The 15,861-nt window shown below is 38.4% G+C and carries 16 protein-coding genes; 3 read left to right on the forward strand and 13 right to left on the reverse strand.

The window, feature by feature from the left end:
* Nucleotides 1-288: 288 nt before the first annotated feature.
* The 5 genes from Ga0466249_RS25155 to dcm all read right to left on the reverse strand — a co-directional run bounded on the left by Ga0466249_RS25155 (nucleotide 289) and on the right by dcm (nucleotide 4,192).
* Nucleotides 289-1,065: a hypothetical protein gene (locus tag Ga0466249_RS25155; protein WP_215832250.1), complete on the reverse strand. Its 777-nt coding sequence runs from the start codon at nucleotides 1,063-1,065 to the stop codon at nucleotides 289-291.
* A 283-nt stretch (nucleotides 1,066-1,348) separates the two neighbouring features.
* Entirely contained in the window at nucleotides 1,349-1,582 is a 234-nt protein-coding gene (locus Ga0466249_RS25160; protein WP_215832251.1) for a hypothetical protein, read from the reverse strand.
* 48 nt (nucleotides 1,583-1,630) lie between these two features.
* Nucleotides 1,631-2,785, reverse strand: a complete 1,155-nt coding sequence (locus Ga0466249_RS25165; protein WP_215832252.1) for a type II restriction endonuclease — start codon at nucleotides 2,783-2,785, stop codon at nucleotides 1,631-1,633.
* On the reverse strand, nucleotides 2,754-3,203 hold the full coding sequence (locus Ga0466249_RS25170) for a very short patch repair endonuclease (RefSeq protein WP_215832253.1): 450 nt from the start codon (nucleotides 3,201-3,203) through the stop codon (nucleotides 2,754-2,756). The genes Ga0466249_RS25165 and Ga0466249_RS25170 overlap by 32 nt, the downstream gene beginning before the upstream one ends.
* Entirely contained in the window at nucleotides 3,200-4,192 is a 993-nt protein-coding gene (gene dcm / locus Ga0466249_RS25175) for a DNA (cytosine-5-)-methyltransferase (RefSeq protein ID WP_215832254.1), read from the reverse strand. Before dcm ends, Ga0466249_RS25170 begins: the two co-directional genes overlap by 4 nt.
* A gap of 1,085 nt (nucleotides 4,193-5,277) precedes the next feature.
* On the opposite strand from dcm, the gene Ga0466249_RS25180 reads away from it, so the two are divergent.
* Nucleotides 5,278-5,802: a GNAT family N-acetyltransferase gene (locus Ga0466249_RS25180; RefSeq protein WP_215832255.1), complete on the forward strand. Its 525-nt coding sequence runs from the start codon at nucleotides 5,278-5,280 to the stop codon at nucleotides 5,800-5,802.
* Between the two features lie 629 nt (nucleotides 5,803-6,431).
* Here Ga0466249_RS25180 and Ga0466249_RS25185 read toward each other — a convergent pair.
* The 8 genes from Ga0466249_RS25185 to Ga0466249_RS25220 form a co-directional block, all read right to left on the reverse strand.
* A complete protein-coding gene (locus tag Ga0466249_RS25185; RefSeq protein WP_215832256.1) occupies nucleotides 6,432-7,295 on the reverse strand; it encodes a ketose-bisphosphate aldolase in 864 nt (287 codons plus the stop codon).
* Nucleotides 7,296-7,310: 15 nt separating this feature from the next.
* Entirely contained in the window at nucleotides 7,311-8,162 is an 852-nt protein-coding gene (locus Ga0466249_RS25190) for a class II fructose-bisphosphate aldolase (protein ID WP_215832257.1), read from the reverse strand.
* A gap of 20 nt (nucleotides 8,163-8,182) precedes the next feature.
* Entirely contained in the window at nucleotides 8,183-9,259 is a 1,077-nt protein-coding gene (locus Ga0466249_RS25195) for a PTS fructose transporter subunit IIC (RefSeq protein ID WP_215832258.1), read from the reverse strand.
* A 27-nt stretch (nucleotides 9,260-9,286) separates the two neighbouring features.
* Entirely contained in the window at nucleotides 9,287-9,598 is a 312-nt protein-coding gene (locus tag Ga0466249_RS25200; protein ID WP_215832259.1) for a PTS fructose transporter subunit IIB, read from the reverse strand.
* Nucleotides 9,599-9,618: 20 nt separating this feature from the next.
* Nucleotides 9,619-10,065, reverse strand: coding sequence for a PTS sugar transporter subunit IIA (locus tag Ga0466249_RS25205; RefSeq protein ID WP_215832260.1), 447 nt, complete (start codon nucleotides 10,063-10,065; stop codon nucleotides 9,619-9,621).
* A 25-nt stretch (nucleotides 10,066-10,090) separates the two neighbouring features.
* The gene (locus Ga0466249_RS25210; RefSeq protein WP_215832261.1) at nucleotides 10,091-11,890 is read right to left on the reverse strand and encodes a BglG family transcription antiterminator; all 1,800 of its coding nucleotides are present in this window, start codon (nucleotides 11,888-11,890) and stop codon (nucleotides 10,091-10,093) included.
* A 621-nt stretch (nucleotides 11,891-12,511) separates the two neighbouring features.
* On the reverse strand, nucleotides 12,512-12,826 hold the full coding sequence (locus tag Ga0466249_RS25215) for a hypothetical protein (RefSeq protein WP_215832262.1): 315 nt from the start codon (nucleotides 12,824-12,826) through the stop codon (nucleotides 12,512-12,514).
* A gap of 1,088 nt (nucleotides 12,827-13,914) precedes the next feature.
* Complete coding sequence (locus Ga0466249_RS25220) at nucleotides 13,915-14,298, reverse strand: winged helix-turn-helix transcriptional regulator (RefSeq protein ID WP_215832263.1); 384 nt, start codon at nucleotides 14,296-14,298, stop codon at nucleotides 13,915-13,917.
* Nucleotides 14,299-14,413: 115 nt separating this feature from the next.
* Here Ga0466249_RS25220 and Ga0466249_RS25225 point away from each other — a divergent pair, with 115 nt between their 5' ends.
* Both Ga0466249_RS25225 and Ga0466249_RS25230 read left to right on the forward strand, forming a co-directional pair.
* On the forward strand, nucleotides 14,414-14,833 hold the full coding sequence (locus Ga0466249_RS25225; protein WP_215832264.1) for a nuclear transport factor 2 family protein: 420 nt from the start codon (nucleotides 14,414-14,416) through the stop codon (nucleotides 14,831-14,833).
* Nucleotides 14,834-14,851: 18 nt separating this feature from the next.
* Nucleotides 14,852-15,439, forward strand: a complete 588-nt coding sequence (locus Ga0466249_RS25230) for a flavodoxin family protein (protein WP_215832265.1) — start codon at nucleotides 14,852-14,854, stop codon at nucleotides 15,437-15,439.
* The last annotated feature ends 422 nt before the right edge of the window (nucleotides 15,440-15,861 follow it).

The following is a 15,861-nucleotide window of genomic DNA, read 5'->3' on the forward strand; positions in this document are numbered from 1 at the left end:
CAAAATGCCTCAAAGCCTTGAATTTCCTGGTGGGGTATACTGGTTTCGAACCAGTGACCTCTTGAATGTGAATCAAGTTTTATAGGTTTTTATCAATACTGAAAAACCTACAAAGCCTCATAAAGCAAGGATTCATTTCACATAGTGCCACATATGTTTTTAAACGCGTTGCTGTACGGTTGCTGTACAGCAACGCAACACCACCTACTAGCCGGATAGTAAATTTTCTATCCGGCTAGATTTAGTATTTGACAGTCAACTTATTCGCATAAATCACAAGAAACTAAACTATAAATTTATTTCCTTTTTTAAATAACCTTTACTCTGCATTTCATCATAAATCTTCACAAAAAATTCTCCAACCTGTTGTTTTAGTATTTTTAAAGATTCTTCCCATGTAACTCCCAAATATAACATATTCCATCGTATTGCATGCAATTGAATTTCATAGAAACAATAGTATTCATGCTCACACAATTCACGTATAGTTGACTTGGAAACCAATGGGTTCGGTTCAAGTGTATTAATGCATTTAATTAATTCATAGTTGCCAGGCGTTACAGTTTGTATATTTGTCGCTAGTCCTCTAATTTTATTCCATTTTGGTAATGAACTATGAACCTGTCTATAAATTTCCAACAAAATAGCCTCGGCGTCTTCAATGTCTTTCCGATCGACTCTTAATTTACTTGATGACTGATCTAGTTCCCCAATAAATTGGGAATAAAGTTCCTGATTTTTGCATGTTACTGGCTGTGATAATGATGACTGAGTAAAAATTGTATAACCTAATTTATCCTTATGATTAAAATATTCATCTATCTGTTTCTTTTTACATGAACTAGGTTTTACTTTAATAATCCCGTTGTGCTGTTTAAAACGCATACCCAAATCAACTGCCAAACCGATATACAGTATTTCCTTAGTGTAATAATCCCAAAAACTATAAATTCCAGCAGATGACCATTCACTAGATGACGTAGGATCACATAAATCGCTTACCGCGGAGGCAAGCTCTGACGCTTCGTTTTTCGTATAGGCATCCATGATTATTGTCGAAATCAAATTATATCACTCCAGTATATTACAATTGGTTATAAGTATTCGAAATCAGAAAAAGCCAGCTTCAACATTTGAAGGTGTGACTGATTCTAGTCCTGACAATAATACGAATATGTCAATCTATATAAGTCGAATTAAATATTTATAAGAATATCCCGTAAAGAATTGAGTATTAGCTATAGTCTAAAGGAAGTTACTAAATGTTTTCTACAATTAAATTTATCATAACTTAATTCGACTTATATATATTAAAATAAACAGCCTGCCTGCTAGTTGCTTATCTATTTCATTTTATGGTTCTCAGGCACATTTTGCACAGTGCTATTTTGGAACAAAGTTTACCTGCTTCGTCAACTGCCATATCAAGGTTAGCAAAAGGACCGTGCCAAGCACTTCCCACACTTGCTACCGGATGTTCTTTTCCTTCGGGTATATAGCAGTGTTTACATCCTTCGCGATGAATTCTCGCCCGATGTCCATTGTTTTTCCAGTTTTCATAAATCCAGAAAACCTCGTCCATATATCTTCCTCCTATAGTCACCTTCGTTACTTTTACAATCCGGTTTTGTCAGGCAATTGTATGTTTAGCCATATCAACAAATTGTTGCAAAGAAAGAATATTTTCATGGTATTCACGAGGAAAAGATGACATATTACTTGCTGGAACCACCAGTTTCACATTTTCTATAGACATCTCTGCAAGTTGCGCTGGCGAAATTCCCTGTTGCAAAGTAAAAAGATGCTTGACAGGAATACGGTCAGCTTCATTAATGACTTGACGCCAGCGATCTTTACAAGTCGTTTTTGCACCAAGAAATACAAGTTTTTCTTGTGGCCATCTCGGGTTATGATATTCTGCCTCACCTGGAAAAATGAAGTCAGGTTTCTTATTTCCTTCCGTTACAGCCTGCCATCCGTGACGCAACTGTTCATCATCAAATATTGCACGCAAGTGATGTTCGAGGGATCTTCCTGCCCGGCTTTTACGGCGGTTTAAAATTTTATTAGCAAAGATAATCAGAGTTTCCACATCAGGAAACAATCTACTGATAACTGGTTGATACCGTGCCTGCTCGATGGCACGAAACAACTCATATTCAGTATTTACCCAAGTGAGTAGTCTATCATCCACACCAGTTTGATCACGCTGGCATAGAGATGAGATACTTCTAGCCTCCCTTGACATTGTAACAGTATCAGGAAAATCAATACCCATCTGGTTCAAACTTTCAATATACTCTTGCATAATATCACTAGGCTGTAATTGACGCTGAGCATTTATAATAGTATTCAAATCCTCCGGCGACAAGTTAAATGCTGCCATGAATGCGTCAATTTCCTCGTCACGATTGAATACCCAGCCATGATAATATTCATCAGACACTTTGGTTAGAACGAGCAATGCCCCCACATGATCATCATTTAAAAATGGAAATCCCCGCCCAAACCGGGTAATCCTGTATTCCCGCCGCGTACCTGTGCCATACCAGATAAACCGACTGTCCGTCTCAAGATCATCCTGCCACTGAATGGTGACAAAACGCTCCATGTTCTCACCACGTTGTCCCTGCCTCTCAAATAAAAAAGACCAACTAGCCTTCGCAATATAGTATCCCGTTTGATGCGATCCATTAGTACCAGTTTCATTGGCGGTAATGAACTTTACATATGACTGTCCATTTTGATGGCAATCATCGATTGCATGCTGTACAAGTTCGTTCATTGTTTTTGATCAGCTCCTCCAATTTTCCCAGTGTAATATCGGCTTGCTTTTTGTTTTTCAATGCACATTCCCATACTATTACTACATTCCAGCCCGCCTCGCGCAGCAACCGCATGTTGCGCTCGTCACGGGCGCGATTGCCTCCCAGTTTTTCCAGCCACCATTCGCGCCGCGTCTTTGGAACAACAAACAAGCGGCATCCTTCATGGGCATGCCAGAAACAACCGTTGACAAAAACCACTGTCCTGTACCTAGGCAACACTATATCCGGCTTTCCCGGAAGATTGGATACATTTTTTCGATAGCGGAAGCCGTTGAAAAACAGCCACTTTCTTACCATTTCTTCCGGCTTTGTATCACGGCTCCTGATTTTTCCCATTACCTCGCTGCGCTTTTCAGGAGTAAAAACATCAGTCATGAAACCATTTGCTCCCGTACCTGTTTTTCCAACTGAGTCAGTGTGTCAATCATCGAATGTCCTACAGCTTCAACAACCGGTATGGCTACAGAATTACCAAACTGTTTGTATGCCCGAGTATCCGATACCGGTATGACATACCATTCCGGGTATCCCATAAGACGCGCGCACTCGCGTGGCGTCAACCTGCGCGGATTTCCATCCGCACGTGGAATAAGAATTTCAGAGCCATCCTTATAGTATCGTGCACTTAATGTGCGCGATATACCATCCAAATCTGCCAGCCCATATCCAAAACCATTCCCCTTGGCCTTATGCTTTGCAGCATAGTTTTGCAAATACGTCCACAGCTTATCACTAAGAACATATTTTTCCGGCACGCTATCATCGAGAATATCGCCCAGTCTGATTTCAGTATTTTCAGGTGGTTCCGGAAAATCAAAGCTTTCAACATTGCCAAAGCGCTGCCTGTCAAACCCTACAATGAAAACACGCTCCCTGTGCTGCGGCAGATAGTGTCTTGCATCAAGAACCTTCCAGAAAACTTCATAGTCCAGTTCATCAAGAACGGCACGAATTGTACCAAATGTCCTGCCCTTGTCATGTGAAACAAGATTTTTTACATTTTCAAGTAAAAATACTTTTGGACGCTTGGCCCTGATAATCCTGGCAACGTCAAAAAACAGGGTGCCCTGTGTTTTGTCAAGAAACCCGGTTGCCCGTCCGAGACTGTTTTTCTTTGAAACACCCGCAATGGAAAAGGGCTGACATGGAAACCCAGCCGTCAATATATCATGCGATGGTATATCATGTTCATCGATCTTAGTTATGTCTCCGGCCGGAACTTCGAAAAAATTACCACTGTACGTCTTCTGGGCATAACTATCCCACTCAGAAGAAAACACACACTCGCCGCCACATCTTTCCATAGCAATTCGTATTCCCCCTATTCCAGCAAACAAATCAATAAAAGTAAACGAATTACCCATAGCTATCCATCCTCAAAAATCTTTTTTTAAAATTCGACCAACTAAAACAATCTAAAAAAATAAAACCAGAAAGAAATACATGGTATATATTTTTTTAGTATAGCATAAAGTTCTATGAAACCCTATCATATCCCTTCATATCGCCACATAAATCACAAACAAATGTTCTGCTTAACATTTTTCCACTTGCAACGCCTTGCATATCAGAAGGTGTCAAGACTGGCCAACACATGGTTTTAGTGCTGCCACCCGCAGGGCTTGGCCTTGATGCCTTCTGCCATACTTGTATATTAGTGGAAAAATTACGCTTTTTCACTTTTTATCCCGGTTTGCTTCTTTTTCAGATCGTTTTTGCAGAACGCCAACTGCACTTTTTCATTTCGCCGAGGCAGTTGGCAAGTTCGTGTCTCTATCCATATCGAAGGCGGATGCCGTTAGGCTATGGCCGTGGCGCTGGCGCTAGGCAAAATGATAGCCGCAAGACAAAGCGAAGGCGTCCGGTTCCGCTGCCGCATTAAGAAAGATAAAATAGGCCGTTGACATAACGTCCATATGTCGACTTAAGCGAACGCCGCCTCCCAAATAATAAAACTAACCTGCGTGAGCGTCCCGAAGGGGAAGTCTACATATCAGTACATTATGTCATAGGCCTTGCAGGGGGTTGGGCGGCAAGTGGGGCCGGGCGGCGCAGCGATAAAGTTGCAGAAGGCTCCCCAATGTCTGTGGGAAGGGGGTTAGCTTGCTTCCCCTGCCAAAGGCTGGCGGGGGCTGGGAGTGGTTTGCTTATTCAGGCGGCAGGTGCGCTCTCTGAAAATCCGCTGTCATAAATTCAGGTGCCAGCCGTTTTCCGCGTGCCCTTCGGCACGGCTGGCGCTTTTGGCCTGGCGTGCTGCCATGCAAGGCTGCTAAATAAAATGAAACAGGCCTGCGGTTATGGTGAAAGATGTTTTTCTTTCGCCATAATGGCAGGCCGTCTTATTTTCCTCCTATAGCTTTTTTGAGGTATCCAGATTAAGGAGGATGTGGTTATGGTTTGTAGAAGTAAAGAACAACTATAATTATTCTTTAAGGGGTGGATATTAAAAATGAAGTTTCGTATTCCAGAACAGCTTGAAACTAAACAACTAGTTCTCCGGATGTTCAAAGAGGATGATTGGCGAGACCTTCATGAATACTATTCAGATGACGCATGTATAAAATATACCATTGGACGAGTTCTAACTGAAGCTGAAAGCTGGCGAGAGATAGCAATCAGAACCGGGCATTGGTTCTTACGAGGTTATGGTCCTTATGCGGTTGAAGAAAAGTTTAGTGGTAAAGTTGCTGGTATAGTAGGCTTATGGTATCCAATTGAATGGCCAGAGCCAGAAATCACGTGGCATTTGTCACGGAGCTATTGGGGAAAAGGTTTTGCTAGCGAGGCGGCTCGGGCGGTCCTAAAAATTGCTTCTGAATATATTCCTGAGATATCCTTTATTAGTTTAATTCACCCAGAGAACATTCCGTCTATAAAACTGGCTGTAGCTCTTAATGCTAGGTATGAAAAAGCATTGAAATTTCATGGTGACAATTGGTGCATATATCGTCATCAGCGTTATGAAGAAAAATAATATAGCTAACAAATCCAATATTCGGCATTCCAAATCTAAAATAAACTGTACTACTCACTTAAAATAGCTAAGAGTGCTAAGAGTATTCTAATAGCATTTACTTAGTATTATGTTAAATTATTTTCAACGCATTAATCCGAATACCCGTTTTTTTATAAGCACCGCTAAAAATTCCCGGGCCTTTTTAAAATCACTAAATATGACTAAAATAAACGGCTTGAAAATCGAAGGGACGGTTCTTTTGAGTCAGAATCAAATAACTCAAGAGAACCGTCCCTTCGATTTCTAATAACAGAGCTGCCGACATTGATTTAATAAAAAGTATCTGCTCCGCGTTAGAAATTCCTTTAGCAGATTTTTTCGCAGTTGAACCCACATCTCTTGATCCGTCATTAAAACGCCTTTTGCTTGCTGCTGAAAAACTTACAGAAGAGGAACGCGATCAACTAACTACATTCATCCTGACTCTGAAAAAATGATTAGTAACTGATGCGTATACCTCAAAAAAAATAGAGAAAAAGCCAATTCCTTTGAATAACATGAATTGGCTTTTTCTCTATTAAGACATACCCATTGACCTCTTGAATGCCATCTTCGATAGGCACTAATATCTGATGGCGTCGTTAACCTTAAATGTAATACTTAGCTTTATCTCCATCGTCAAATAAATTAATTTTCTGATATATCACTTTTTTCATTGCTTCAATACACGGGGGATAGATTTCATTAGGTTCGCGGATAACCGGATCTTGTAATACCTCACGGCATTTTTTATAAAATGCATCTTTTATATCACTTGATATATTTATTTTAGATATTCCTAATTTTACTGATTCGGAAATTTCTTTATCAGAATTTGCCGAACCTCCATGCAATACCAATGGTATATCCACACATTCTCTTATTTCCTTTAATAAATCCAATCTTAACTTGGGCTGCATATCTTTAGGATAAATTCCATGCGACGTGCCAATCGCAATGGCTAAAGTATCCACTCCTGTTCTTTTTACAAACTCTTTAACTGTAGCAGGATCTGTATAAATAATTTTTTTACTACCGCTTTCCCCACCATTTCCGGTGCTTCCGATGGTACCTAGCTCAGCTTCGACTGAAACATTTACAGCATGTGCCACCTCGATGACTTTTTTGGTAACAGCAATATTTTCTTCAAAAGTCAGTAAAGAGGCATCAATCATTACAGAAGTAAATCTGCATTTAATCGCTCTAATAATTTGTGCAAAATTTCCGCCATGATCTAGGTGTATGACTACCGGAATATTGCTTTTGGCGGCTTCTTCACGCACGATCGCAATGAAACTGTCTTCAATAAACGACAATTCATCCGGATGAATGGCAATAATTACAGGCGCCTTTTTTTCTGTACATGCTTCCATAACCCCCTTTAAAATCATACTACTGCTTACATTAAAAGCCGGTACAGCAAAATTATTTTCTTGCGCTACTGACAATAATTCTTTCATATTCATTAACATATCTATCTATCTCCTCTACTTTTTGTTACTGGAACCAGATAATCGGATATAATATCTAACCAATTCTATACTGTCTTTTTCTACTTGATCGACTAAATCATAATAGTTTATGTTAGCATCTTGCTGAAGCCGGCTTTTTACGGCATTAAGATTTGCATTCATAAAATCACAGCCAACGTTAATCTTATTTATGCCCTCTTTAACTGCCGTTAGAATGTTTTTTTCGCCCGAACCTGAACCGCCATGGAGCACCAAGGGCATTTGCGTCCTCTTCTTTATGTATTTTAGCCGTTCAAAATCAAATTCGGGTATCATACCTTGTGGATAGTTTCCATGTGAAGACCCAATCGAAATAGCTAATGCATCAATTCCTGTTTTTTGTGCAAATGTAACAGCATCATCGGGATCGCTGTACATGGATCCCTCAGTAAATTCGGCTTGCTCGGTACTGCCAATACAGCCTATTTCACCTTCTACACTTACACCTTTAGGAAAAGCATAATCTACAATTTCTTTTGTCATCGCAATATTGCCGGCCAAACCAAAGCGGGAAGCATCCACCATAACTGAAGAAAATCCGTCATCTATTGCTTTTTTTAATAACAATACATCTTTTCCATGATCAAAATTCAGAGCTACCTTTATCTCTGCTCTATTTGCCAGCATCTTAACTATTGGCGTCATTAACTGACTATCACAATGGTTAAGTAAATGATCCTGATAAAGATTAATAATAATCGGCGCATTTTCCTTTTCGGCCGCTCTTATTACTGTTCTTGCAGTCTCCAAATTAAAGCAGTTTATTGCCATTACTGCATAAAACTCGTTATTTGCTTTATTTAACATTTCTTTCATAGAAACATACATAGCGCATCCCCCCTCCTTAATTATTTTATACTAATGGCTGATAAATCAACCTCTTCCTCCTCATCAACTTTATTTGTGGTTTCGAGGGCATCTTTCTTTAAGAACACAAGTAATAATGCTGTAACGAGACTACCAACACCCAACGCAGTCAAAAAACCTAATGGGTTTTGCATTGCCGGAACGATAAACATTCCCCCTGAAGGAACCGGGGAGCCTACATCTAACAGCATGATTATGATACCCCCTATGGCTGCACCAAAGGAGCAAGAAAATATCACGCGAAATGGATCGACAGCAGCAATAGGGATAACGCCTTCTGTAATCATGCAAATCCCCATAGGAAATGCAATTTTTATATTATCTGCCTCATTATTACTATATCTAGATTTTTTAATTAGCCAGGACAAGGTTACACCAAAAGGGGGAATCATCGATGCACATACTTTTATCGCTTCTGGTCCATATACTTTGTCAATTAATAGACCATCCGCAAATAAAGAGGCAACTTTATTAACCGGTCCGCCAAAATCAAATGCCGCCATGGCTCCCATGATAGCTCCGAACACAGCTTTTGATCCGCCTTGCATATTTACCAGCATATCTTTCAATACAAATGAAGCGGCTGCAATCGGCCTGCCAATAATAAAGAACATGATAAAACCTACAATAAGAGACGCCAGTAACGGAAGAATCATCATAGGCATTAAGCCTCGCGCCCAGATTGGAACCTTTATATTTTTCTTGAGAAAATTCACACACCAGCCCGATAAATAGCCGCCAAGCATACCGCCAAGAAAGCCTGCGCCCATTGCGTTGGCAATCATCCCCATTAATAAACCAGGTGCAATCCCCGGCCGATCAGCAATAGAATAGGCAATTGCTGCCGACATAACCGCCGGAATTAAGCCCATCCCGTAAACGCCTAAGGTAACTGCCGCTTCCCATAAATTATATTGGCTTTTATAATCCGAAATTAAGGCTGGATTTCCGCCAACTATGTTTCCGATGGCAATCAATAACCCTGATGCAACTACCAAAGGGATCATATATGAAATTCCTGTCATAGCATGCCGCTTTAATTCCAGTTCTTTTAACATAATAATAACCCCCACTCAATTCAATTTTTATCCTTTTAATTCCGCCTGGATTTTATTTAATAATCCTTTTGGAGATTTAATGGCAATATGTGTGGGTATTTCCACGATCCTTTTTCCTTGAAAACGTTCCCTGCCGCCAACTTTAATATCAGCCGCAATAATCACAACATCTGCTTCTGCAATATCTTTAGCTGATAACTCATCTTCTGTTCCTATGGTCCCCTGCGTTTCAATATGGATAGTGTGATTTAACTCTTTACCTGCTTTCAGCAATTTTTCTTTAGCAATATACGTGTGTGCAATTCCGGAAGTGCAAGCTGCGATTCCGACAATATTCACCTTGATCACCCCTTTTACTTTTAACTAAAAATACCAATGATTTCACTTGGCTGCGTACTGGTTAACAGTTTTTCAACAACCCGTTCATCCGCTAATCTACCTGCAAATTCCCCTAATAGCTTTATATGCACCGTTGTACTATCTACCTCCCTCACCGCGAATAAAACAATGCATTGAATAGGCTTATCATCCAGGGATTCCCAAAATATAGGTTTTTTGGTCCTACCGATTGCCAAAGAAGTTTTCAATACACTTTTCGATTTACCATGAGGAATTGCAATTCCACCTCCTATTCCAGTTTGCCCCTCGGCTTCTCTTAAGTACACATCTTGTATAAACCCTTCCTTTGAGGATAAAACGCCAGAGTTCATAAGCATATCAGCCAAAGCATTTATCGCTTCTGCTTTATCAGCCACATCTAACTCTAAATTAATTCGGCTTTCATCAATAACTGTTAACAAATCCATTTATAGACCCCCTGATCTTCGCATTTTATTCATGCTCTTTTTTTACTGCAAAATAATATACTTTTTTAAGCACGTTTTCAGACAAATCTTCATCACTGCCAATTATCACTATTATTTTTTTTCTAGCATCATCCATATTTCTCAAGAAAACTATCTGATTTTCTTGAGAAATATTTTGCTTTCTATATACGCAAAACTCTACCTTATTTAGTACAATACGCTCCAAGCATTTTGCCCGCGAACTATCGATATACTTCTGTTCATTCACTTGGCAATCAGTTACAAAGGGCATTTCCTGCTCATCTTCTATCACATCTGTAATGGGCTGATATCCTTTTACCAAAGATTCTCTGATCCGATTTACATCCGCTTTATTAAATAAAGCACTTACATAAGCTACTGGCTTGTTTATTGGTATAGTTAACTTTACCGTTGATAACACTAAATCAATATCATCAAGATTGTTTTTTCTTTCCATCTCTTTAGCAGAAACAATATCTACGATCTTCCACTCAGGAAAATGATTATTTACTCTTTTAGCTAATAAATGTGATGTTCCAACGCCCGTAGAGCATATAATCATAATATTTTGTCTATACATTGATTCTTCGATAGCGGATTGGAAATAAACTGCGATATAACTAATCTCGTCTTCACTAATTCGCGGCAAATTATACCTTACTCTTATTTTCATAATTACCAATTCTAGTAAAAACACAACCTCTGGGAATTCATTTTTTATTTCATTTAATAATGGATTTTTTATTTCTATATTGTATTCAATCCGATTTATCATTGGCTTCAAATGAAGGATTAAACTGTTGAATAGCAGTGGAGTAAACATAAAATTAAAGCATGAGATTTTGGTAGATAATTCAATCATCTCATTTGCCATTCTATGCAAAAAATCATCAACCTCATTTAATCTGTCTGAATATGATTCTTGTACTATCACTCCACCAGAAGACATGAGATAACGATAAATATAAAACACTTCTTCTTTATTTATTTGAATATCAAATGCGTTTTCCAAGCATTTTGCCATCTTTTGTGAAACACAATAAAATGACTCATCACAAATTTTCTCTACCTCTGCTTGTGAATAAATTGTCTTTCCCTGTTTTGTTCTCTGGATTAAAATTAATAAATGAGTAACCAGATTAATATAATATGGATCTGTTATCCTATAATTTAAAATCTTTTCAGCCTTTTCAATAATTTTTTTTACTTGATTTACATTAAATTCTCCAAAACGGTCTTCTAATTCCAAAATAGTTTCTTTATCAATTCGAGTGTTTTCCACTTGAAAAAGAATGTTTTTTGAACATATTAGCGTATTAAGCGTATCAACCATTGCTTTACGAATATCTGTCTCTGATCCGACTAAATATGTTCCTTGTATACTTTTACTAAGATGTAAATTATACTTTACTAATCTCTCTTCAATAGCTCTAAAGTCATTTACGATTGAAGTTTTACTAACAAAATATTTACTAGCTAAATATTGAATAGATAATTTATCTTTTGTTCCTTCAAAAAACTCAAAAATTATTTTCATTCTTCTATTTTCTACAGATAAATCGCACAATAAATCTTTTTCTTCTAACATATCCCCAATATCATTTCCTCCTGATGGGATAATTCGAACTCCTCGCCCTGATATTTTTTCTAGGCTCACTCCACTTTCTTCTATTATTTCCAAATCATTTCGTATTGTCTTAATTGAACATTGCAGCACAGCTGCAACTTTTTTAACAGGTTGAAAATCATTCATCTGTAACAAATATTTCAATATTTGTTTTTGTCGATGTTGTAGCTCCTTCATTTGGATATCCTCCTGTCCTTGTTCATAATCGCATTGTAACATTATTCAGTCAATTTAAAAATAACAAAACATTGCCACAATATTACTCCAATTTTAGTATACCAAATCCTTTCAACAGTACAAAAAAATAAGCCGAAGCCTTTATTTAAAAACTTCGAGCTATCTCCTCAATTTAATTAGATTCTGAAATAAATGTTGTGATGAGTTTATAAAAAGAAGGCATCCGAGTGTCAGTGACCAAATCTCTGCATCACAATTGGGGACAAAGGGGGACAAAGGGGGACAGGTTCATTGTCCCAATATATTCTATCAATTACACTTTTAGCTACTACGGTTACCTTGGTTAATTGCCTTATCGTAATTTCTTTTATTTCCTTAGTCTCTCGAATTACATCATCCTGTTCAATTGCGCTTATGAGAAACCACTTCTTCAATATTTTTTCTAGGTTCTGGAAAATCGAAGGGACGGTTCTTTTGAGTCGGAATCAAGCAACTCAAAAGAACCGTCCCTTCGATTTCTAAATACTATCGCCTTTGCTAGTTAAATTAATGACAGCGATGCTCCCATTGGGCCTTATACCGGTTTTTGGTCCATTACTACCCAAAGGCCATGTTGGTTTTTTAAGGAAAGTTGAATATTCCTCCATTGGTATCGATAAACGTTCTGCAAGAAGCATACTTCTGATAACAAAACAGTGATTCAATACTGAGCAAGGAAAGTCCTAAAGCTGCCATTTGATCGAAAAACGATGGAAAGTCATCATGATGTTGCCCATAGCGTGCACCGTTCGGATAGAATACTCCAGCGCGATAGCCAAAACCTAGTTTGTGACGTATAGAGAGTTCATCACCGTATCGCCTTTGCCATATGAACCAGTGTAAAATAAAATCCATGGTTTTGGCACGTTCAATTAATAGATTGTCATAACTATTCATTTTTTCCTCCAGTCACAACTCAAATTGCAATAATCGACCACTTTCAGAACGATCGAATATATGCTTTTACGCGCCATGTTAAAAACGGTACTTCCACAAATAACGCAGGGGTCTTCGTCCGTAGACCTAAACTTGTCCAATACCTCGGGTATTACATTTTTAGTAAAATGCTCTTTAATTTCTTCATCAGACATTTTTTAAAATCATTCAATGTCCTCAACGTTAACATGTATTTGAGTTATTATCGTTTTTTTTACATTTCGTTTTCTCCTCCTGTTTTAATCGATTAAGACTAGTATTAGTAATTGGTTATAATTTATGCACAATATTGCATATCTAAAGTCAGATTCTAGCGTTCTCCTTATGTGAACGTCCTGGCTGCAAGTAAGACAAAGACCAGCTAACTAAAGTCAAGATTAAAATTAAAAATAATTTGTATGAAAAAAAGACATAGCAAACAGGCCTTAAAAAAATGTGAACTTTTTCTGATAAGGCCTGTTTAATATTCATAAATAAGTAAATAATTATGCCGCTTTTTTGCGGCTCATTTGATAAAGCTCAACTTGCTGTTCTGATGTAATTAACCGGAAAGGTTGTTTGTTTTTTAGAACAGAGAAAACAATCCGCAAAAGCTTGTTCATAATGGCACCTAATGCTTGTTTTCTTGGTTTAGACTCAATTTTCTTTTGGTAATAATAACCGAATTAACAAAGGATCCATTAGGCGCTTTACGAATAGCTGTTGTCGCAGCAATATATAAGGCTCGTCTTTAAATCGAAGGGACGGTTCTTTTGAGTCAGAATCAAATAACTCAAGAGAACCGTCCCTTTGATTTCTTTGAAGCAGCAGTAGCCTGCATGGAGCGCCTTCCACGCAAAATTTTTGATTGCCCAGGAAGAAGGAAATCGCGTCTAGTTTGCCTATGAATTTTCAATCGGCGGTTGTCCCTTGTTTTTCTCTTTTTTTGCGATAGAATCTGTTTTGTGACGTAGTGTTCGTTTATAAATTTGCTTGATGGTAGCTGATTTTCCTTGCTTTGAACACAATTTCTCCCTCCCCGCTACTGGGTCTTGATAAAAAATGCAGTTTTAGGTATAAGTCCTAGTTTCTGAAGCAGGTGGCAAATTACATTGTTTTTGAGAATACAATGTCCTCAAATGCTCTCCCCCCCACTTAGCCATAAGTTCCACTATTGGAATCAGGGTTTTCCCTTTTTCAGTTAAAGAATACTCTACCTTGGGAGGTATTTGCGGGTATTCTTCCCGATAGATTAGTTGTTCATATTCAAGAGAGTCTAATTGTTGACTCAATATTTTATGCGAAATAGTCGGCAGCCGCTTCTTTAGTTCGCCATATCTTTGTACTTTTTCATTATATAACAGCCATAGTATCACCCATTGCCATTTCCCGCCGACAATAGAAACAGTATAGGACATGGGACAGACCAAAGGGTCGATAGACCCATTTTTCATATGACCACTCTCCTCTAGGTTAGTATCTAACAACATTGTTCGTACTTCCATTATAGCAATTCCCTGTTTATAATCAATATTAAAGCGTTTGAAGAATATCGAAGGAGTGATTGCTTTGGTTAACAATAATCCATGTCTAGTATTGGAAGCGGCACAAAAGTATCTGTCCATTGTAAAAGGTGCATCCATAAATACTTGGATGGACATCTGGACCGAAGATGCCGTCGTGGAATTTCCTTATGCCCCAGATCAATCTCACAAACGACTGGAAGGTAAAAAGGCCATTTATGAATACTATAAAAATGTCTCCCCAGTCTTCGAACTGCTTGAAGAAAACCCCCTGGTAACCTATTTGTCGTCCGATCCACTAATTGCAGTATTTGAAATCTCCTTGAAGTTTCGTATCTTATCAACAGAAAAAGATTACGATCAGGATTATATTGGAGTGGTAAAGGTTCGTGATGATGGCCGGATTGTCTTATACCGCGAATATTGTGATCCGCTTCGCGTACTGGAATCTTTTCAACTTACATAAAAATGAGGTGACACTACAATGAAAATATTAGGTATATTAGGTAGCCCGCGTCCAAACGGCAATACGGCAACGCTCTTACGCCACGTACTGGAGGGAGCCGCTGCGCAAGGTGCCACTACAACCACTATATCGGCAAACAAGCTAACCGTTCGTGCATGCCAAAGTTGTAATGCGTGCAAAAAGACCGGACAATGCGTACTGAAAGACGATATGCAGGAACTCTATGGAAAAATTAATGAAGCTGACGCGGTTATTTTCGCGTCGCCGAATTATATGGGAGGAATTTCCGGGAATCTTAAACCGGTCATTGATCGACTGTATTCCTATATCTCGGTCACTGAAACAGGAGAATTAAGAACAATGATAAAAAGCCCGAAAAAAGTTGCGCTGCTTATCACGCAAAATGCGCCTGAAGAATATACACACTATATTGAGGCCTTTACCCCCTTAAGAGGCATTCTTCACCTTATCTTTCAGGGAAACTTCGACACACTGGTGGAATTATTGGTTGCACCTGCCATGAAAGGCCCCCAAAGCGTAGCTAACAATGCACAATTATTACAGAAAGCCAACACCACAGGTGCTGAATTAGTGCAGCCAAAATAACATGTAAAATCAGAAGGACGGTTCTTTTGAGTTAGAATCAAATAACTCAAGAGAACCGTCCCTTCGATTTCAAAGCCAAGATAACTTAAGATAGCCGATTAGGTAAATTATACTTGTAGCAATAAATGCAGTAACACTTCCATATTGCATCCATTTTTTTATGTTATCTTCATTTAATGGTAGCATGATTAAACCTCATTCAACTTATCTTTTATTTGTAACACAACTATAATAGCAAATTGGAATCCCTCTAAAATACAAAACAAAGGAATTTTTTCCAAAAGGCATGATAATTTGCCTCCCATGACCTTTTCCTAAGTTTTCCACACAATTCTCCCCAGTTCTTCCCAGATTTGCAAAATTTGTCTGAATTTATCGTAGGTCCCACCGTTGCGACCACGTTTCGAGGTAATAATGCAGTC

This window comes from Pelorhabdus rhamnosifermentans (assembly GCF_018835585.1).
Taxonomy (GTDB): domain Bacteria; phylum Bacillota; class Negativicutes; order UMGS1260; family UMGS1260; genus Pelorhabdus; species Pelorhabdus rhamnosifermentans.